Here is a 20,235-nt window from a genome sequence, read left to right on the forward strand (position 1 = left end):
AGAGACGTGGAACAGGTAACAATGCTCAAGCAGAACGAGGTCGTGCATCTCGATTCCGATCAGCTTGAAAAATTATTCGAACAATTGGGCGAGGCGGGGGCCGAGGATGTGGTGTGCCGCGCGCTTGAGGAACTGGCGGTGCGGTTGACACATGCCGAGCGATGCTGGCGGGAGGGGGGGCATGGGGACATGCGAAAATCGACCCGCAGCCTCGTCGCCATTGCCGAACAGATCGGGATGAACACGCTGGCGCGGGTTGCGATGGATGTGATCGTTTGTGTGGACCGGGGTGATCAGATTGCCGTGGCCGCGACCCTGACGCGGTTGATCAGGATCGGCGAACGCTCACTGAGCGAAATCTGGGATTTGCAGGACCTTACACTCTGAACGACGGGCATTTCGCCTTTGGGCTTGCAGCCAGCGAACGCGTGGATAGGCTGCGATCCATCAGTCCTGTCCCGAAAGGCCCGGCCCATGCCTCCGAATTTCGCTTCGCCAGATTCCAATGCCATTCCCGTACACGTGATTGAGGCCAATGCGCTGAAGTCGTGGTGCGACGGGCAGGAGGATCGCGTCGCGGCATGGGTCAAGAGCGCGGGTTTCAAGGCCGGACTCGGTGCGATGCTGATGATCCCCGACGAGGACGGAGCGCTTTTGATGGTGCTGGCCGGATATGGAGATGCGCACGCGCGCCAGCGTGGGCGTTTTCACCTTGCGCAGGTGGCGGCAGCCCTTCCCGAAGGGACCTACAGCCTTGAGGGGTTGGATGCGACGCTTCGGGCCGAAGAGGCATTGGGCTGGCTTCTGGCCGGTTATGCCTTTGACAGATACGCCGAGCAATCGCGCGCGACGGCCCGGCTGACGCCGCCAGAGGGTGTCGATATCGCTCGGGTCGAGGCGATGGCAGCGGGTGAGATGCTCACCCGCGATCTGATCAACACGCCGGCCGAGGATATGGGGCCAAACGCGCTCGAGGCCGCGTGCCGCGACCTTGCACAGGCGCATGGAGCCGATATCGCGGTGACAGCGGGCGATGATCTTATGACCGAGAATTTCCCGCTTATTCATACGGTTGGACGCGCCTCGGACGAGGCGCCGCGCTTGATCGACATGAGCTGGGGTGACGAGGGCCCGCGCCTGACGCTGGTGGGTAAGGGAGTTTGCTTTGATACCGGGGGCCTGAATCTCAAGCCCGGAAGCTCGATGGGGCTGATGAAAAAGGACATGGGCGGGGCCGCCACAGTGCTGGGGCTTGCGCAGATGATCATGGCGTTGGGTCTGAAACTCAGGCTGCGGGTGCTGATCCCAGCGGTCGAAAACGCGGTGGCGGGCAATGCCTTTCGTCCCGGGGATATTTTCACGTCGCGAAAGGGCCTGAGTGTCGAAATCAATAACACTGACGCCGAGGGGCGGCTTGTGCTGGCGGATGCGCTGAGCCTTGGAGAAGAGGACGCCCCCGACCTGATGGTGTCGATGGCGACGCTGACCGGCGCGGCGCGTGTCGCGCTTGGCCCGGATATTGCGCCTTACTACACCGATGCCGATGCCGATGCCGCGGCGTTGGAACAGGCGTCGCGCGCGGTGGCCGATCCGGTCTGGCGGCTTCCGTTTCACGCGCCTTATGAGGCGATGATCGAGCCGGGCATCGCCGATCTGGACAACGCGCCCAAGGGCGGGTTCGCCGGATCTATCACCGCCGCGCTTTTCCTGCGGCGGTTTGCCGGTGAAGCGCGCTATATGCATTTCGATATCTACGGCTGGACCCCGAGCGCGGCACCGGCGCGGCCCAAAGGCGGCGTGGGGATGGGCGCGCGGGCCCTTTTGATGGCGTTGCCCGGGCTGCTGAACCTTTGATGGACACGCGGATCACTCCCTTCAACGGACAGGTCGCACATGTGTCATTGCGCGGCCAGGTGGACGCCAAGACATTCACCGAGGGGACGCCCGCCATGGTGGTGGCCGAGGTGGCCGATCTCGTCTCGGAACCGCTGAATGGCGGCCTGTTGCGGCAGCTGGTTCTGGGGGAGCGGATGACCGTGCTTGATCAGCGCGATGGGCATGCCTTTGTGATGGCCGACCGGGATGGATATGTCGGCTGGATCGGAACCTTCAATATAGAAGAAGCGCCGTGCGAAGACGCGACGCACGTGGTTTCGGCACAGGCCACGCATCAATATGGCACGCCGGATATCAAGAGCGCGCGCAGGTCATGGGATGTCTCGATCGGGTCGCGCCTGCGCGTAGTGCGGCAGGTGGGAGCGTTTTGCGCGGTAACGTGGCCCGTCCTGTCGGCTCTGGTCGATGCCGAGGACGCGCCAAACTGCTATGTGCCGACCGTGCATCTGCGCCCTCTGGACGTCCTCGAAACCGATCCGGTCACGGTGGCCGAACGGCTGTTCCATGTACCCTATCTCTGGGGTGGCAATTCGGCCCGGGGGATCGACTGTTCGGGGCTCGTGCAGTTGGGGTGCCTGATGTGCGGCATTCCCTGTCCCGGGGACAGCGACATGCAGGAGTCCGCGCTTGGGACTGACCTTCCTGAGGATGCGCCGCTTATGCGAGGTGATCTTTTGTTCTGGCAGGGGCATGTGGGCTGGGTGGCCGGGCCCGACCTTCTGTTGCATGCGAATGCGCATCACATGGCCGTCGCGTATGAACCTTTGACAGAGGCGATCAATAGGATCGAGGCGCAGGGCGATGGCCCGGTGACATCTAGAAAACGTCTGGGAGGACTGAAATGAGCGACGAATTTTTTCACCCCGTGTCGGGCTTTGATCTTCCGCGTTTCGCGGGTGTGCCGACCTTCATGCGCCTGCCGCATGTGCCGCAGGGCCATGACCGGTGGGGCGACGTTCAGATCGGCCTGATCGGCGTGCCGTGGGACAGCGGCACGACGAACCGCCCCGGCCCGCGACATGGCCCGCGGCAGCTTCGCGATGCCTCTACCATGATGCGCGCCCAACACGCGGTGAGCGGGGTTCGCCCGTTCGAGCGCGCGCGCTGTGCCGATCTGGGTGATGTGGGACCGAACCCGGCCGATATCATGGACAGCATGGAGCGGATCACCGCCTTTTATGACGATGTTGTCGCAGAAGGTATCCTGCCACTGACAGCGGGAGGCGATCATCTGACCTCTCTGCCTGTGCTGCGGTCAGTGGCCAAAAACGGGCCCGTCGGAATGATCCATTTCGACAGCCACACGGACCTGTTTCACAGTTATTTTGGTGGCACGATGTACACGCATGGCACGCCGTTTCGGCGGGCGGTCGAGGAAGGGCTGCTTGATCCCAAGCGCGTCGTGCAAATCGGTCTGCGCGGGACAATGTACGACACCGAGGACCGAGATTTTGCCAAGGCGAACGGTATCCGCCTGATCCTGATCGAAGAATTTCATGCCCGCGGGGTCGAGGATGTCATGGCCGAAGCGCGCGAGATCGCAGGAGATGGCGATACTTACGTGAGTTATGACATCGACTTTGTCGATCCGACCTTTGCCCCGGGCACCGGCACACCCGAAGTGGGTGGGCCCAATTCCTATCAGGCGTTGCAGGTCTGCCGCGAATTGGAGGGTGTCAAGATTGTCGGTGCCGACATGGTCGAAGTGTCACCGCCTTTCGACGCGAGCGGCGGCACGGCGTTTCTTGGCGTATCTGTGATGTTTGAAATCCTGTGCATCATGGCGGCGCAAGTGTCGGAGCGCGCGGGTTAATCCGGGTTTCGCCCGGTATAGATCACGAGCCGCGCGGGAACCGCAATCCCCGCATCGCTGCGGTAGCCTTCAAGCGCCGTGGCGATAGCTTTGGTGATGGCGCGGCGATCCTCGTCCGTGCCGCCCTTTTCGGCAAGAGTGCGTGACGCGGGCCCAAGAGTGGCGGCGAAATCCGCTGCGTCTTGGACGTCTTGTGGCGGGATGAGATCGACTTCGACCGGGGTGCCTGCCACGTCGCTCCATCCGGCGCGCGACAGGACGCCGGTGACCCGCTCAATATCTTTGAAGGCGGTCGGACCGGGGGCGTTCTCGGGAAGTGGAGAGGGTCGTCCAAGCCGGTCGATCGCGGCCATGAACGGGATTTGGAACCACGGGTTCGCGGGCATCCCCTGCCAGCAGATCATCGCAAGGCGCGCGCCGGGCCGTGCCGCGCGGCGCAGGTTTGCAAAGGCCGCGACCGGATCATCGAAAAACATGACACCAAACCGCGAAAACAGCAGATCATATTGCCGCGTGAACTCATACGACTGTGCATCTGCGTGTAGAAAATCGACATTCGCTGCGGTGACGCGCTCACGCGCAAGCGCAAGAAGTGTGGATGAGATGTCGATCGCTGTGACGTGTCCGTGTGCGTCCACCATCTCCGAAAGGCGCGCGGTGCTTGCGCCCGTCCCGCAGCCAATGTCGAGGACATCTTCGCCTCTGCCGGGCCGGGCCGCGCTGAGCGCCGCGTCAAGCACGTTCGCCATGAGCGTGTCGAGCGCATCCTTGTGCGTCACCCATTTGCGGCCCGCCTCGGATTGCCAGTAGTCGGCCTGCTCGGTGTTTACGATGGACATGAGCGCCCTTTCATTCAACCGCCCTAATGAGCTTGCGTTCAAGCACGCGGAGCACTGATTTGAGATCGTGACCGCGTTTGAGGATGCGCCCATCCATACCAAGCACAGCATATTGTCCCTGCTTGCCGCGCAGTTTGGGGCGTTTTTCGATCCGGTAAAGCGGGTTTTCAGCGGAGCGTCTAAAGACCGAGAACACCGCCACCTCACGGAGGCAGGAGATGCCGTAATCGCGCCATTCGCCTGCCGCCACCATGCGACCGTAGAGCGACAGGATCACCGACAATTCGGTGCGGTGAAAGGCGACCTGCTCATCGCCGCCCGGTCCCGGAACGGGGCTGTGAGACTGAAATGTCATGGCGTCAGATTTGCGGCAAACGGATTGTTTGGCAAGGGAAATCGGTGTCAGGCCACCTTGGCCGGTGGTGGCGTCTCAAGCCGCGCCTTGCGTCGTGTCAATGCCAGCCCGGTCCAAATGCCTAGACCGGTCAGCGCATAGGCCGCGAGAATGGTCTGCATCTGGGGATAGCTCAGGCTCCCGGTGCCCGAGCCGTAGCCGGAGGCGAGATAGAGCGAGACAGCAAAGAGAATGCGCGCAAAGAAGCTTTGTAGCGAAATGTATGTCGCACGCGAGGCGCTGGCGAGGGCGGGCTGAATACGGGCGAGGATGAAAGGTTTGGACAATGCGTCGGGCACCATTCGCAGGAAAAGAAGCGCGATCACGATCGGCGCGTTCGACAGTGCCAGCGCCCCGGTGAGAGCGATCTGCATCCCGAAGGCCAGAAGCAGCATCGACCCGAGACTGAGCCGTTCCCGAAGGGATGGTGCGAGGAGCGACATCAAGAGCGAAAGGCACATCATCAGCGTCGTGACAATGCCGCTCACAAATGGCGCGTCGGCGTCAAGGTCGCGTGCGGCAAGTGCCTCTTCGATGAAGGGCTGGCCGAATACGAACGGGATATGGCTGAATCCGTACATGACGATGCTGAGTACAAAGAGCCAACGCAAGGCGGGTTGAGCGAAGGTTGCGCGAAGCGTGTCGAGACGCGCCAGTTCGGCCCCTTCGGGAAAATCGGTCATATCGAGGTCGGGATCGTGAAAGCGCAGAACGATGAAGAACATCGCCGCGAAGGCCAACGCGCTGGCATAGAAAGGCAAGACCGGAGCGATCAAGGCTATAGACCCGCCGAGTACCGCCGAGGTTGCCAGAGCTACGAAGGAAAAGCGCCATGCGCGCAGTTCCTGACGTTCGACTTCATCCGCGCGTCCCGACGCGTGGAGGGATTCGTAGAGCAGCGCCGTATCCGTGCCCGAGGCAAAGGCCATCCCGGCCCCCAGAAGCGCCTGCGCCAGCGCGAAAGCGGCAAAACTATCGCCAAAGGCGATGAGCAGCATGGATGCAAAACTGAAAGCACCCGACGCCAGAAGCGTGACGCGCCGCCCGAGCCGGTCAGACATGTAGCCAGACGGCACTTCGAGCGCGGTGGTCGCCACATCGTAGATCGCATATAGCAAGATCGCCTCGGCCGCCGAGAGCCGCGACTGAAAGAAGAGAAACCACATCGCTTGCCAGAAAAGCAGGTTCTGGCAGAGCTTGAACCACGGGTAGAGCGCCACGGTGCGCACAGCCGGGTGGGGGGCCTCGGGGGTGTCGGTCACGGGGTCGGTGCTGCCTGTCTTGCGATCTGGGTGGCGTCCGGTTTGTCCGCCGAGCCTAGACCGTTTTACCCAGAAGCGGAAACCCGGTTTTGTCGGCCACTGCGGAATGACCGAAAAGCGGGATCAGCGCAGTACCGCCCCGAGGGCCATGGCTCCGGCGGCCTGCACCGGGTCGATGACGGCAATGCCTAGGTGATCCTCGAGGGCGGCGCGGCGTGGGGCAAAGCCCGCGCAGCCCAGAACGAGCGCCCCGGCACCGCGGGCCCTCAGGGATTCTCCGAGTTTCAGAGTCGCATCAAAGACTTCATCATCATGGCCCGTCGCCTCGGCCGAGACGTTATCGAGCGGCAATTCGCCCGCAAGCCTTGCTTCGACGCCCATCTGGCGAATGCGCAGCCGGTGGCGCGCGACCGACGCAGGCCCAAGCGCCACGATGCCGAAGAGATCGGCGCGCGCCATCGCGGTCAGGATGCCCGCCTCCATGAGGCCAAGCACCGGCTGTGTCACCCGAGAGCGCAAAAGATCGAGACCGGGATCGGAGAAACAGGCAGTAACATAGGCGGCGCAATCGGGCCGCGCGCAGGCTGCTGCGGCCACATCGAGCGCGGCTTGTGCGACATCCGTGGCGCTGGCGATGGTGGCCGGTCCGGCCTCGATCCGGGTTGCTTCGAATGTTGGGCCATGGGCCAACGCAAGGGGCGCAAGCGCGTCGGTGATACCTTGGGTTACGGCGCGTGACGAGTTGGGGTTGATAAACAGAATAGGTCCGGTCATTCCCCGGCCTCAGCACGCATGAGAGATGTTTCCTTGACCGGGATTCCAGCCCTCCCCGAGAGGTTTACCCGATCGCGTGCGACAAAGCGGCCCTGTCCCGGTTTGGCGTGTAGCGTTCCATCGGCGACGATCACCTCGCCACGTGTCATCATCAATTCGGGCACGCCGGTCAACTCAAGCCCCTCGAACGGGGTATAATCCATGTTGTCGTGCTGATCGGCCAATGTAACGGTGCGCGTCGCTTCGGGGTTCCAGATCGCGATATCGGCATCCATGCCGGGGGCGATCCGGCCTTTCTTGGTCATGCCGAAAATGCGCGCTGCGTTGGCTGAACTCAGTGCCGCGAAATCCTCGAGCGAGATCCGCCCCTTAATGACGCCCTCGGAAAAAAGCCATGGCAGGCGGGCGGCGATGCCGGGCATGCCGTTGGCGATCTTGGGATAGGGGGCATCCGCGCCGTGCATCAGCTTTCCTGTCTCGTCAAAACGGTAGGGCGCATGGTCGGAACTCACGCTATCGAAAGTGCCCGCGCGGATGTGCCGCCAAAGCGCCTCTTGGGTGTCGTGATCGCGCACGGGGGGCGAACAGATGTATTTCGCGCCCTCCATGCCGGGGCGGTCGAGATCGTCACGGGTGAGCGCAAGGTATTGGGGGCACGTCTCGGCAAAGAGCTTTGCTCCTTCGAGCCGCGCTTTCTGAACGAGTTCGGCGCCCCCCTCGGTCGAGACGTGAACGATGAAGAGCGGCGCATCGGTGAGCCGGGCAAGCGAAATGGCACGGTTGATCGCCTCTTCCTCGGCCAGTTCGGGGCGGGAAATGGCGTGATACTTGGGCGCGGTCATGCCACGCGCCGCAAGCTTGGCGTTCATCCATTTGACCATGTCGTTGTTTTCGGCATGGACCATCGTGAGGGCGCCATTTTCGCGGGCCACGTCGAGAATGCTAAGCATTCCGGCATCGCCAAGGTTCATGAGGTCGTAGGTCATGAACACCTTGAGCGATGTGATCCCGCGCGCAAAGGCTGTGGGCAGGCCGCGTGTCAGCACGTCTTCGGTGGGGTCCGAGACGATGAGGTGGTAGGAGTAGTCAATGACCGAGCTTTTCGACCGCTCATCATAGGTGGCGATCACATTTTCGATGCTTTGTCCGCGGTGTTGGGCCGCGAAAGGCACAAAGCAGGTGTTTCCGCCGAAGGCTGCGGAGATCGAGCCGGAGCGGTAATCGTCGGCTGACATGACACCCGCAGAGCTTTCTTGTGCGATATGTGCATGTGCTTCGATTCCACCGGGCATGACGAGCCGCCCGCCCGCGTCGATCCGGCGCCCGCCGCCTTCGAGCCTCTCGGCGAGCGCGGCGATGCGACCCTCGGTGATACCGAGGTCGCCGTGAAACGTGCCGCCGGGTGTGACGATCGTGCCGTCGTGAATGACCGTGTCGAATATCATGATACGGTGTCCCTGTTGAGATCGCGTGCCTTGAGATCGCGAGCATCCTGCATCTGATACCAGCGTGCAAGCATGTCCGCGCCCATCGGTGCAAGTGGGCGGAAGGGCACGGGAGAGAAGGGTAGATCGTCGAAGGCTGTGCCCGCCTGTGCCTCACCAAGCATCCGTCGGGCGAGCTTGGTGCCGAAGTATAAGCTTCGCGTTACACCCGAACCGCAGTAACCGCCCGCCATCCAAACACCGTCATGGTGCCCCAGATGCGGGGAATGGTCTTTGGTATAGGCGATCTGACCCGACCACACATGTGAAAAGGGCGAGCCGTGTAGCTGTGGGAAGACCCGAGTTATGGCGTGCCGGAAGGCTTTTTGCCGTGCTTCGAGAGGCATCCCGCCCGCCCCGAACCGCCCCCCGAAGATAAAGGATCTGCCGTCCGGTGTGGGCCGATACCACATGAAGACGCGCCCGGTTTCGCCGTGCATCCGCAACTTGGGAGAAAGCTCCGCCATCAGCCCGGGAGAGAGGGGGCCGATGGCGGAGGCGCCGGTTTCAATGGGTACGATCCGGCGGCTAAGGGCGCGTGTGCGCCCGTCCGAGTATCCGTTGGTGGCGAGCACGATCTCGCGGGCGGTGAGCGTGCCAAGATCGGTTCGAAGGCTGAGGCCCGTGGCTTCGCGATTTATGCCCGTCACGGCGCAAGGGGCGAAAATGGTGACACCTGCGTCAAGCGCGCGGCGCGTCAGTCCGGCCACCAGCTTGCGAGGGTGTACTCCGCCGTCACGGTGATAAACGTTGCCGCCGCAATAGAAATCGCTTCCGATTTCGGTGTGCTGATCGGCGGCGGGCACGACATGGCAGGGCAGGTTTATATTTTTTGACAACCAATCGCATTCGTGGGCCGATGCTTCGTACTGAGCGGGTGTGCGCGCGCCGCGAAATCGGCCTGTGAGGTGCAGGTCACAGTCGATCTGTTCGGAGGTGACAAAGTCCTCGAGATGGTCGAGCGCGTGCAACCCTTCGCGCAGGATATCCTTGGCGCGGTCTTCGCCATATGCCTTTCTGAGGCCGGTGATGCCAAGCTTGTGCAGGCCCGGACCGATCATACCGCCATTGCGCGACGAGGCGCCGTATCCCAGAGATGCGGCCTCGAACAGGGCAACCTTCCGGCCCCCGCGCGCCAGATGAAGCGCGACAGAGAGGCCGGTGAACCCACCGCCGACCACGGCGACATCGACGCGGTCGGGAAGATCGGGCGTGCCGGGAGCTGGTGGTTGAACGGAATGGTCGTGCCAATAGATACGTTCGCCTGGAAAGGGCATTGTGATGAGTTTCCTTAGCGGAGTGTCCAGTTGTCGGCGTTGTGCGCGGTTGGAAAGCGCGCTTCGAGGCCAAGTTCGGAAATGCGCTCGACGCTTGCCTCGAACAAGGTGCGCGAGACCGGCATACGGTCCGGCGTCAGCGCCACGCAGCGTAATGTCTCTTCGCGGTCGCTGTAAGCAGTGAACAGATTTCGGAGATCCTGCACCGCATCCGTGTCAGAGATATCAATGCGCAGATCATAGGCGTCGATGCCGTGCTCACCCGTGACGCGCAATGCCGAAGACCGGAGCGGGCCCAGCACTTCGCCACCGGCATCGCGGCCTGCCTCGAGCGCGCGCATCAGTTTTTCCGCGAGGGGCGCATTCGGGGCGGCATCGAACGCCGCGGACATGCGGGCCGGCACATCGTCATTGTCGAGGATGTTGCCAAGCGCCAGACAGTTCTGGCCGGCGCTGTGGGCATAGATCGAATACATCCGTCTGCCGTGATAGGCCGCCGCCCGGCCACGCGCATCCAGAACTCCGATTTGCCGCCAATCGATATGTTCGGTCGAGGCGCAGACGCGGGCGAGAACATCCTGTGCCGCTTCTCCCTTTTGCAGGAGAGACAGGCCGAAATCTCCAAGCCGGCTGTCGGTGCGGTGTTGCGACAGCATCGCGCCCTTGCCATGGGCGAGCCGCACACAGCGATTGCCGACAGCAAGGTCCGAGGTGGTGATCGCGGCGCCGAAAGCTCCGGTGCGCGCGCAGCGTCCGATGATCGAGAATGTCACGGTGATAGCTCCTTTGCTGTCAGACGGTGTCGCGGGTTGGCAGGGGAACGCCCGGCTCGCCCTTGGCGAAACGATCCCACATGGCATCGGTAGCCGCCTGACCTTCGGCCACGGTTGCCGCCTCGTCCATTGTTGTAAGCTGGCGGTCGCGCATGAGAAAGCGACCGGCGACCATCGTGTCGGTAACAAGGCCGGGATGACCGTAGTGGACCAGATTGGACACGGCCGACAGGCGGGGCGCCATGGCCGGTGTGGCAAGATCGAAGACCGCGAGATCGGCACACATGCCCGGCGCGATATGGCCGATGCCGTCGTGATCGAGCGCGCGGGCCGCATTGACCGTCACATAGTTGAACACGTCCGGCGGCGCCGGGCTGACCGCGCGGCCATAGGCGCCGCGATGCAGGACGAGCGCGGTTTTCATGGCGTGGAACATGTCCTCGGTCATGTTGTCCGTGCCAAGCGAGATGGGAATCCCGTTGTCGAGGATCGCGCGCATCGGAAGCGGGTGCGGGCCCTTGGCCGACATCGAGGCCGGGCAATGCACGAGGCGTGTGCCGGTCTCGGCGAGGGTTTCGACATCGCGTTCGGTGCAGAATGTCCAGTGAACCGCCAGAAGATCCTCGCCCAGGAAGTCGTTCCGCGCGAGGTATTCGGTCGAGGTGCAGCCGTGCAGCTTCTCGACCTGTTCTTTTTCCGAGATGATCTGACTGAGGTGAACGGTGCGGCGCAGGCCGTGGCGGTGCGCAAGGTCATTCAACTGGCCCAGCATCCAGGGGCTGCAATTGTCGGGGGCGTGTGCGGCGATCATCACGCGAACGCGGTCATCCTCGGTTCCGTGAAACCGTTCGATCAGGTCGCGGGTGCGGGTGAGAAAAGTCTCGCCCCAGTCGCGGTCAAAGCGGTAGGTGCCGCGCCCGACCTCGGTCGTGACGGCATCCGCACAGCTTTCGGCCAGCCAGAGCCGCAGGCCGGTTCCGATCATCGCGGGCGCGTAATCGGCCACATGGCGCAGGGGGTCCACCATCGTGGTGGTTCCCGAGCGGATGGCCTCGGCGCAGGCGAGGCGGGCAATGGCCGACCGCTCGGCAGGTTCGAGAAGGTAGGAGGCGGGGACCATGTACTGATAGACAAGGTTGCCCTCGATGTCCTCGACAGTGCCGCGCAGCACCAGCAGAACCGCATGTGTGTGGCTGTTGATGAGGCCCGGGCTGATGAGACGGTCTGTCATGTCCACCGGCTCGAATGTCTCGAACTCGGAGCCTTCGACCTGTTCACGAATGGCCACGATGCGACCATTTTCGACGGCGATGTCGCCTTTGCGCAGGGTTGGCACGCCACTTTCATGGGCGATATGCAGCCCGTTCCTGAGAAGATAGCGGTCGTTCATGCCCGAAGAGCCCGATTGCGGAAAATGGCAATAGCGGTCGCAACGAGGGTCAGCAGTACGAGCATTGTGGCCACCGATGCGATGGTCGGATCGATACTTTCCTGAATGCCTTCCCAGATTTTCTTGGGCAGGGTCGAGACGTTGCGCACAGTGATGAAGAGCACGCCCACGATTTCATCGAAACTTACGATAAAGGCGAAGATCGCACCGGTGATCATGCCCGGATAGGCTGCTGGCATAACCACTTGCCAAGAGGTTTGCCAGACCGAGGCGCCGAGGCTTCGGGCGGCCTGAGGGATGCGGCGATCGAGATTGGCAAGCGCGGCGAAGACCGAAATCGAGACATAGGGCAAGGCCAGAAGCGTATGCGCGAGAATGACCCCGCCATGCGTGTCGATCAGCCCGAGCGTCACCCAGAACCTGTAGAACCCGAGCGATTGCACCACGGGCGGCACGAGGATCGGGGTGATGAGAATCCAGCGCGCGACTGTCGAGGCGCGGTTCGATAGATACCAGCAGCCGATGGCGAATGTCGTGCCGAGGGCCGTGGCGCAAGCGGCCACCACGAGGCCAACCCAGATGCTTGTCCACGTCGCTGCGAGCCAGCGCGGATCTTTGAAATACGCGGCGTAGTGCTGAAGCGAGAGTTCTTCCTTAGGCAGCCCGATGTAGCTCGTGTCGGTGAGCGACACTGGGATGACGACAAGGATCGGCAACAGCAGGAAGGCCAGCACCATCCATGCAAGCGTCATGAAGAAAATACGGAAAGCGGAGGTGCGCATCAGTTTCTCTCCAGAAGGGCGCTGCGCAGGTTCACGAAGCGCGCGGCGACGAGGATTACAAGGGCCGTCAGGACCAATAGAGCGACCGAGAGCGCCGAGCCGAGACCCCAATTCAGGAACTCCTGAATCTGGTAGGTGATGTATTCCGAGATCATCAGAACGCGGCCACCACCAAGCAGGGCGGGCGTGATGTAGAAACCCAGAGACAGCACGAATACGAGAAGGGCACCGGACATGACGCCGGGCAGAGTCTGAGGGAAGTAGACCTTCCTGAACGCGGTCAGTTCGCTTGCCCCGAGGCCACGGGCCGCATCGACATAGGCGGGGGATATGCCGCGCATGTTGGCCATGATCGGCAGAACGGCAAAAGGCAGCATGACGTGGATCATCGCGAGAATAACGCCGAATTCATTGTGCATGAGCTTGAGTGGTGCGTCGATGATCCCTGCGCCGCGCAACGTGTCATTTACGATGCCCGAGCGACCGAGCAACACGATCCAGCTGAACGAGCGGATAAGAACGGAGACCCAGAATGGCAGCAGCACAAGGGCAACCATCAACGGTTTGACCCGCCGGGCGAAGTTCGAGATGACATAGGCCACCGAGTAACCCAGAATGAGGCAACCTATCGTGGTCAGGAGGGCGATGCGGAAGGTGATCACGAAACTTGTTGTGACCGCGCTCGACTCGAACATGCGCGTGTAGTTGTCCAGCCCAAGCGCCGGTTCGGTCACGGAAATCTGCCAAATGCCTATAAGCGGCCAGATGTAGAAGACGATCATGATGGCCAGTGCGGGCAGCACCAGAAACCAGTATCTCCAGGTGTCGGACAAGCGTGGCATGTCACCTCCGGGTGGAACAAACAGGGCGGAAATGTCCGGCGACCGAGCGGAAACCCGGTCGCCAGTCAAGGTGGCCGATCAGTTGATCAAGGCGTCCACATACATCTCTTCTGCGCGAATCTGGTTCTTGGCATACCATTCGTCGTTGTAGAAGATTTGCTGGGCAAGGTTCTCGGGGCTCGACGGGTTGTATTTCTGAAGCTCGGCGGGCACCAGTTCGGCCGCTTGCGGGTTGGCCGGGCCCGACCCGATCATCTCGAGCCACTGAACCTGAAGCTCGGGGTCTTGCGCGTGAGCGATGAATTTCATCGCTTCGTCACTGCCGGCGGGATTGTTGTTGGGCACGACCCAAACGCCCGGTGCGATCACGCCGCCTTTGAAGCTGACCTCGAAGCTGCCGTCTTCCATCTGTTCGCGGAGCAGGTGGGCACGTGTCGACCAGATGTTGCCGATGGCAACTTCTTCCTGAAGGAAGAGGTTCTGGCTCGCACTGCCCGAGCCCCAGACGATGATGTTCTCGCGAAGCTGGCGGAACTTGTCGATGCCCGCCTTGAGGCCGTCCTCGGTGTTCAGCACGTCATAGACCTCCTCGGGGGCGACGCCCTGTGCCATGGTGGCGGACTCAAGCATGCCGCGCACTGATTTGCGGAAGGTGCGCATGCCGGGGAAATCCTTGGTGTTCCAGACATCTTCCCACGATTGTGGCGCGTTGCCGCCCAGAAGCTTGGGGTTCGAGGCCATCACGTAGGAATAGACGTAATTGCCCACGCCGTGGCTATAGGCGGCTTGATCGAGCACTTTGGATTTATCTACAATATCGTAGTTGATGGGCTGAATGACGCCCTGTTCCGTCAGGATAAGGGCCGTGCCCATACCGCTGTCGCACACGTCCCAGACAACTGCACCGCTTTCGACCATCGCGCGGATTTTGCCGCCGGAGGGGCCCGAGCCGTCAACCGTGACGGGGATGCCGGTTTCCTTCGTATAGGTATCGGCCATAACTTCCTGAAGCACTTCGGACGCGCGCCCGCCCCAGTTTACGACGACGATTTCGTTGGCTTGTGCCATCGCCTTGCTGCCAAGGGCGGGCAGGATGCCGAGTGCGGCCATCGCCGATAGGAAGCCGCGGCGCGTCAACCGGCCTTCGCGATATTTGTGGGCTGCGATCTCGGCCATGTCGGCCTTGACCTCGTGGTCGGTGGTGTCTTGAAAGTCAGTCATTTTCTTCGCTCCTCCTTGCGGGATTTGAGGCCGGGTGCCATGATTTCACGGCCATGAAGACGTGAGCCCGCAGGCTCACGCCGATCTTGTGTCAGGGTCGAGAACGACACAGGCGTCTCGGTCCCAGCCGATGCTGACCGGCAGGCCGGCCCGGGGTGTGACGCCCGTTTTCCATGTGGGTTGCGACACCATGAGCGTGCCCAGCGTTTCCTGATCGACGAGCACCTGACAGCGTTCGCCAAGATAGCTGACTTGCCGCACGGTCGCGGCAAGCATTTCCTGCCCCGGTTCGGCGAGACGGATGCGTTCGGGGCGCAAGGCCAGCTCAAGCGTGTCCTCGGGGCGTTTTGCCTCGGGGAGCGCGACCGGAAACTCCGCGGTGCCGATCGTACAAGTGGCCGCATCTCGGTTTTGATCCTTTACCGGTAGGGTCATGAAATTTGACTTGCCGAGGAAATCCGCGACGAACCGTGTGCGCGGCTTGTTATAAAGATTTTCGGGCCGACCTTCCTGCTGAATGCGGCCATCTCGCAGGATGACCACGCGGTCCGACATCGAGAGCGCCTCGTCCTGATCGTGGGTGACATAGATGAACGTGACACCGAGCCGGTCATGCAGAGATTTCAACTCCCATTGCAGATCGGCGCGCAGTTTCTTGTCCAATGCCGAGAGCGGCTCATCGAGCAAAAGAACCTGCGGCTCAAACGAGAGGGCGCGAGCCAGCGCAATGCGCTGTTGTTGACCGCCGGAAAGCTGGGTTGGCATCCGGTCCGCGAACTCCTCCATCTGAACCAGCGCGAGACATTCGGCGACGCGCGTGGCGATCTCGGATTTCGGACGTTTGCGCACCTTGAGCGGGAACGCGATATTGTCGCGCACGCTCATCGTCGGGAACAGTGCGTAGCCTTGAAAAACCATGCCGAAGTCGCGATGTTCGGGGGGTTCTGAGGAAATGTCGCGACCACGCAGATTGATCCGTCCCTCGGTAAGCGGGGCGAACCCGGCGATGGCCGACAGCAACGTCGTTTTGCCCGAACCCGAGGGGCCGAGCAGTGTCAGAAACTCGCCATCCTCAACGTCGAGCTGCACATCGTCGAGCGCCCGGACATCGGCATAGCGTTTTGTTGCGTTGCGAATCGTAAGTATAGGATCGGACATTTTGGCGCGTCAGTCTCATTGATAGCGGGAGGCGCAAAAGTGGCGCCGGTTCCCTATGGAAAGCACAGCCGATCACCTGCCTGAAATAAAAAACAGGCCCATATGAATAATTTCAAATTATATTCAGGGGTGATGCGTGGCCCCAGGCAATTGAAGCCTCTCGGAGACAAAGGCGCGAAAGAATTGCTGAAATTCGAGCGTGACCTTCGAAGTCGGGAAGAGATTCGATGTCGCCGAGTGCGCCTCGATGGGAAGTGATGTATCGAGTGGCCGTACCGCGATCTCGTCCATGTCGTTGCCTGCGAGAACGAAACTGTCCACCAAGGCCACGCCGAGGCCGTGGCGCACCAGCTCAAGCGCGGCGATGGTATGGCGAACTTCAAACGAATAACGTCTTTCAAGCCCTTGGGCCGAAAAGGCGGCGTCGATCATCCGGCCCATCGGCGTTTCCGCCGAGTAGGACACGTGGGAAACGTGGTTGAGGTCGGCCAGACGGACGCGATCAGCCAAAGCCAGTTCGTGATCGCGCGGACAGATGCAGACCAGTGCGCCTTGTGCAATGGGTCGCACTGCAAGGGCGGAGTGTCGAAGTTGGCTGATGGTCAGTCCAAGTTCGACCTGCCCGCTGACCAGCCGGTTTGCGATCTGATCGGTGTGACCCAGATCAACTGAGATGCGCAATTTGGGCCGGTTTTTCGTAAAGGCGGCAAGGACGCGGGGCAGGATGATCTGGCCAAGTGACGGGGTTGCGGCCACACTGAGACGACCAATCTGACCGCCGCGAATCTCGTCTATGATGGTCGAGATGCGGTTCTGCTGCATAAAGAGGTGCTGAGCCTCCTGCGCGATATGACGCGCCTCGGGCGTGGGCACAAGCCGCCCATGTTCGCGCTGAAACAGGGGGAAACCGACGAGGGATTCGATATGCCGGATCATGTTGCTTACGGCGGGCTGGCTGACCGAAAGCAGTTCGGCGGCCTTGGCAGTGGTGCCAAGTTCAATCACAGCACACATGACTTCAAGTTGTCGCGCGTTGATCAAGTGGATAACCTATCATTATTGAGGTGGCTGAAAAATTTATTTCACACTGATAGAGGCGCTGTCTAGCAATTTAAGAAACGAGCCATCAGGAGACGATTATGCCACGACGCGAGGTTTTCGCCGTTGCCCAGCTTGGGCCCATTCATCTGGCGGATACGAAGGATGCGGTGGTCGCGCGATTGATCGAAATGCTGCGTGAGGCAAAGGGGCGTGGTGCGGGATGGGTCACGTTTCCCGAACTGGCACTGACCACATTTTTCCCCCGCTATCTGTATGACGCCCCCGAGGACTACGATGTCTTTTTTGAAGAGGGTCTGCCATCACCCGCCATGGTGCCGCTCTTTGAGGAGGCGCGGCAGTTGGGCGTAGGGTTTTACCTTGGATATGCCGAAAAGGTCGAACAGGACGGACGCACCCGGCGGTTCAATACTTCGGTGCTTGTCGGTCCGGATGGTAAAATCCTTGGGCAATACCGCAAGATCCATCTGCCGGGCACGAAAGAGCCGATCGGCGACCCGGAGTTCGAGCACCTTGAGAAACGCTATTTCGAGGTCGGTGACCTTGGCTTTCCCACCTTCGCGACACCATCGGGCCGGGTCGGCATGTGCATCTGTAATGATCGCCGTTGGCCGGAAACCTTTCGCGTGATGGCCCTTCAAGGGGCCGAGATTTTCATGCTCGGCTACAACACACCCACGCGTAACATCCATCACGCCGAGCCCGCGCACCTACGCGAGTTCCATCACAGTTTGAGCCTTCAGTCAGCGGCGTATCAGAACGCATCATGGGTCATGGCGGCGGCAAAATGCGGCGCTGAGGACGGTTTTGCGATGATCGGCGGATCAATGATCGTGGCGCCGACCGGTGAGGTGGTCACTCGGGCCACCTCCGAGGAGGACGAGGTGATCACCTATGACTGCGATCTTGATCTGGGCGCTTATCTGCGGCGTACGGTGTTCGATTTCGCCCGCCATCGCCGGATTGAGCACTACGGGCTGATCACGCAGCAGACCGGAATCGAGGTGCCGAAATGACCTATTCACTGGCAGGGCGATGTCCTGAGACAGGGCAGATCGGCTATGCCGTGGCGACATCATCGGTCTGTGTGGGCGCGCGCGTCGGAACGGTAACGTCCGAGTGTGTGATCTTCTCGCAGGCGCGCACCGATCCGCGCCTTCACGAGGTAGGGCTGCGCGCGTGGCCCGGTGCCGCCGGGGATGCGCAGACCGTAGTGGATGCCATGTGTGCGGCCGCGACAGCGCCGCACTGGCGTCAGTTGGGCGTTTTACCCGCCGAAGGTGCGGCGGCGCACCATACGGGTGCGTCTTGTTTGTCACATTGTGGTGCCGAAACGGGCGCGCATTCGCTTGCGCTTGGCAACTTTCTGGGCAGCGATCGGGTTCTTGGTGCGATGATCGAAAGGTTCGAGAAGGCCGGCGGGTCATTGGCCGAGCGCCTGTTGGCCGGGATGCGTGCCGGAGAGTCGGCAGGGAGCGAGAAAGAGCCCCTGCAATCCGCCGCGCTGGTGGTGATGGGGGCGAAAAACCTTAGGGACGTTGATCTACGAGTCGATTTCGACGCTGATCCGCTGTCTGCTATGGGGGGTCTTTTGGCCGACTGGCTTCCAAAGGCTGCGGCCTATCGCGTCCGTGCGCTCGATCCCGATAATGCGCCCTCATCGGCTGAGGTCGAAAGCCGCTAGGATGCATGTGTCAGCCGCACCAGATGCGGGTGATCACGCCATCCTCATCAATATCGATATTGAGCCGGTCAGGCCGGTGATCCATCGTCACCGCGCTGTTTGGCGGGATAATACGCACCGGCCGGTCGGGATCTGTGAAATCATGAGCCTCATGCGGGGTTCCGACGGCGGAGTGATAGCCCGCCGCGTCGCAGCTGTCTTTGGCCTCCACGGCATCCTCCTCACTGGGTTGGCAGGCCGGGGCGATTGTGAGAGCGACAATTGCCGCGACGATCATGCGCATGGGCACCTCCGGGAACATATCCGGGCAGAGATTGAACCGGGTGGAACGAATTGCAACCACACGCGCGATGCGCATTGAAACCGCGCGATATTTCGCCCAAAGTCGGCATGTCGAAAACAAGGGAGGGATGCAGGATGCGCACAAGAGCCGCCGTGGCCGTTGAGGCCGGGAAACCGATGGAAATCATGGAAGTGAACCTCGAAGGCCCGAAGGCCGGTGAGGTTTTGGTCGAGATCAAGGCGACGGGCCTTTGCCACACTGACGACTTTACCCTTTCGGGGGCGGACCCGGAGGGTGCGTTTCCCGCGATCCTGGGCCATGAGGGCGCAGGTGTCGTGGTCGAGCTGGGCGAGGGGGTCACCTCGCTTGAGGTCGGGGATCATGTCATCCCCCTCTACACGCCCGAATGCCGCGAGTGTGAATACTGCCTCAACCCCAAGACCAACCTGTGTCAGGCGGTTCGCTCTACGCAAGGTCAAGGCGTGATGCCCGACGGCACGAGCAGGTTTTCGATGCTCGATGGCACGCCGATCTTGCATTACATGGGGTGCTCGACTTTTTCCAATCACACGGTCCTTCCCGAAATTGCGCTGGCAAAGGTGCGCAAGGACGCGCCCTTTGACAAGATTTGCTACATTGGTTGCGGGGTCACCACCGGAATCGGCGCGGTGATCAACACTGCCAAGGTCGAAATCGGCAGCCGCGCCATCGTGTTCGGGTTGGGGGGTATCGGCCTCAATGTCATTCAGGGTCTGCGGCTTGCTGGCGCGGATCAGATCGTGGGGGTCGACCTCAATCCCGGAAAGAAAGAGATGGCCGACAGGTTCGGTATGACGGATTTTGTCAACCCCGACGACGTCGATGGCGATCTGGTGGCGCATCTGGTCGAACTGACTGGTGGTGGCGCGGACTATACCTTCGATGCGACAGGCAACGTGGGCGTTATGCGCACCGCACTTGAGGCCGCCCATAAGGGTTGGGGAGAGAGCGTCATCATCGGCGTGGCCCCGGCGGGCGCCGAAATCAGCACGCGTCCCTTTCAGCTTGTCACTGGCCGGGTCTGGCGGGGGACCGCATTCGGTGGGGCACGTGGGCGCACGGATGTTCCGAAGATCGTTGACTGGTACATGGACGGCAAGATCGACATCGATCCGATGATCACCCACACCATGCCGTTGGACGATATCAACAAGGGGTTTGACCTCATGCATTCGGGCGAAAGCATCCGGTCGGTCGTCCTGTATTAAGCATCACACAGCGCTGGGCGAAACGCCCGGTCCGAGGGAAGCCGCACACGCATTGTG

21 protein-coding genes are annotated in these 20,235 nt (G+C 61.5%); 7 read left to right on the forward strand and 14 right to left on the reverse strand.

Translation table 11 applies throughout. The annotated features are described in order from the left end of the window. The first annotated feature begins 6 nt into the window (after positions 1–6). From V8359_RS11050 to speB, 4 genes are all read left to right on the forward strand, one after another. Positions 7–387, forward strand: a complete 381-nt coding sequence (locus tag V8359_RS11050; protein WP_336428914.1) for a hypothetical protein — start codon at positions 7–9, stop codon at positions 385–387. Between the two features lie 87 nt (positions 388–474). After that, positions 475–1,854, forward strand: coding sequence for a leucyl aminopeptidase family protein (locus V8359_RS11055; protein WP_336428915.1), 1,380 nt, complete (start codon positions 475–477; stop codon positions 1,852–1,854). Continuing rightward, a complete protein-coding gene (locus tag V8359_RS11060; protein WP_336428917.1) occupies positions 1,854–2,741 on the forward strand; it encodes a C40 family peptidase in 888 nt (295 codons plus the stop codon). Before V8359_RS11055 ends, V8359_RS11060 begins: the two co-directional genes overlap by 1 nt. Further along, entirely contained in the window at positions 2,738–3,709 is a 972-nt protein-coding gene (gene speB, locus V8359_RS11065; RefSeq protein ID WP_336428918.1) for an agmatinase, read from the forward strand. The genes V8359_RS11060 and speB overlap by 4 nt, the downstream gene beginning before the upstream one ends. Here the strand turns inward: speB and V8359_RS11070 are convergent. From V8359_RS11070 to V8359_RS11130, 13 genes are all read right to left on the reverse strand, one after another. Continuing rightward, positions 3,706–4,548: a class I SAM-dependent methyltransferase gene (locus tag V8359_RS11070; RefSeq protein ID WP_336428919.1), complete on the reverse strand. Its 843-nt coding sequence runs from the start codon at positions 4,546–4,548 to the stop codon at positions 3,706–3,708. The genes speB and V8359_RS11070 overlap by 4 nt on opposite strands. Before the next feature lie 10 nt (positions 4,549–4,558). Continuing rightward, positions 4,559–4,903 (reverse strand): DUF2794 domain-containing protein, encoded by a 345-nt coding sequence (locus V8359_RS11075; protein WP_336428920.1) that lies wholly within the window; start codon positions 4,901–4,903, stop codon positions 4,559–4,561. Positions 4,904–4,950: 47 nt separating this feature from the next. After that, the gene (locus tag V8359_RS11080) at positions 4,951–6,204 is read right to left on the reverse strand and encodes an MFS transporter (RefSeq protein WP_336428922.1); all 1,254 of its coding nucleotides are present in this window, start codon (positions 6,202–6,204) and stop codon (positions 4,951–4,953) included. Positions 6,205–6,327: 123 nt separating this feature from the next. Then, complete coding sequence (locus V8359_RS11085; RefSeq protein ID WP_336428923.1) at positions 6,328–6,978, reverse strand: aspartate/glutamate racemase family protein; 651 nt, start codon at positions 6,976–6,978, stop codon at positions 6,328–6,330. Next, a complete protein-coding gene (gene hydA / locus V8359_RS11090) occupies positions 6,975–8,423 on the reverse strand; it encodes a dihydropyrimidinase (RefSeq protein ID WP_336428924.1) in 1,449 nt (482 codons plus the stop codon). The genes V8359_RS11085 and hydA overlap by 4 nt, the downstream gene beginning before the upstream one ends. Beyond that, positions 8,420–9,739, reverse strand: a complete 1,320-nt coding sequence (locus tag V8359_RS11095; protein ID WP_336428926.1) for an NAD(P)/FAD-dependent oxidoreductase — start codon at positions 9,737–9,739, stop codon at positions 8,420–8,422. The genes hydA and V8359_RS11095 overlap by 4 nt, the downstream gene beginning before the upstream one ends. Positions 9,740–9,753: 14 nt before the next feature. Then, a complete protein-coding gene (locus V8359_RS11100) occupies positions 9,754–10,512 on the reverse strand; it encodes a DUF1028 domain-containing protein (RefSeq protein WP_336428927.1) in 759 nt (252 codons plus the stop codon). A 19-nt stretch (positions 10,513–10,531) separates the two neighbouring features. After that, positions 10,532–11,902, reverse strand: coding sequence for an amidohydrolase family protein (locus V8359_RS11105; RefSeq protein WP_336428928.1), 1,371 nt, complete (start codon positions 11,900–11,902; stop codon positions 10,532–10,534). Beyond that, entirely contained in the window at positions 11,899–12,684 is a 786-nt protein-coding gene (locus V8359_RS11110) for an ABC transporter permease (RefSeq protein WP_336428929.1), read from the reverse strand. Before V8359_RS11110 ends, V8359_RS11105 begins: the two co-directional genes overlap by 4 nt. Further along, positions 12,684–13,526 (reverse strand): ABC transporter permease, encoded by an 843-nt coding sequence (locus V8359_RS11115; protein WP_336428930.1) that lies wholly within the window; start codon positions 13,524–13,526, stop codon positions 12,684–12,686. Before V8359_RS11115 ends, V8359_RS11110 begins: the two co-directional genes overlap by 1 nt. A gap of 78 nt (positions 13,527–13,604) precedes the next feature. Continuing rightward, positions 13,605–14,747 (reverse strand): extracellular solute-binding protein, encoded by a 1,143-nt coding sequence (locus V8359_RS11120; RefSeq protein ID WP_336428931.1) that lies wholly within the window; start codon positions 14,745–14,747, stop codon positions 13,605–13,607. Between the two features lie 75 nt (positions 14,748–14,822). Next, on the reverse strand, positions 14,823–15,905 hold the full coding sequence (locus tag V8359_RS11125; RefSeq protein ID WP_336428932.1) for an ABC transporter ATP-binding protein: 1,083 nt from the start codon (positions 15,903–15,905) through the stop codon (positions 14,823–14,825). Between the two features lie 123 nt (positions 15,906–16,028). Further along, entirely contained in the window at positions 16,029–16,946 is a 918-nt protein-coding gene (locus V8359_RS11130) for a LysR family transcriptional regulator (RefSeq protein WP_336428933.1), read from the reverse strand. Between the two features lie 98 nt (positions 16,947–17,044). Between V8359_RS11130 and V8359_RS11135 the strand changes: the two genes are divergently transcribed. Both V8359_RS11135 and V8359_RS11140 read left to right on the forward strand, forming a co-directional pair. Further along, positions 17,045–17,980: an N-carbamoyl-D-amino-acid hydrolase gene (locus tag V8359_RS11135; RefSeq protein WP_336428935.1), complete on the forward strand. Its 936-nt coding sequence runs from the start codon at positions 17,045–17,047 to the stop codon at positions 17,978–17,980. Beyond that, entirely contained in the window at positions 17,977–18,648 is a 672-nt protein-coding gene (locus V8359_RS11140; RefSeq protein ID WP_336428936.1) for a DUF1028 domain-containing protein, read from the forward strand. Before V8359_RS11135 ends, V8359_RS11140 begins: the two co-directional genes overlap by 4 nt. A gap of 10 nt (positions 18,649–18,658) precedes the next feature. On the opposite strand, the gene V8359_RS11145 is transcribed toward V8359_RS11140, so the two are convergent. Continuing rightward, a complete protein-coding gene (locus tag V8359_RS11145) occupies positions 18,659–18,931 on the reverse strand; it encodes an I78 family peptidase inhibitor (RefSeq protein ID WP_336428937.1) in 273 nt (90 codons plus the stop codon). A 134-nt stretch (positions 18,932–19,065) separates the two neighbouring features. Between V8359_RS11145 and V8359_RS11150 the strand changes: the two genes are divergently transcribed. Then, entirely contained in the window at positions 19,066–20,178 is a 1,113-nt protein-coding gene (locus V8359_RS11150; RefSeq protein WP_336428939.1) for an S-(hydroxymethyl)glutathione dehydrogenase/class III alcohol dehydrogenase, read from the forward strand. Positions 20,179–20,235: the final 57 nt, after the last annotated feature.

It is taken from the genome of Roseovarius sp. E0-M6 (genome assembly GCF_037083845.1).
GTDB lineage: Bacteria > Pseudomonadota > Alphaproteobacteria > Rhodobacterales > Rhodobacteraceae > Roseovarius.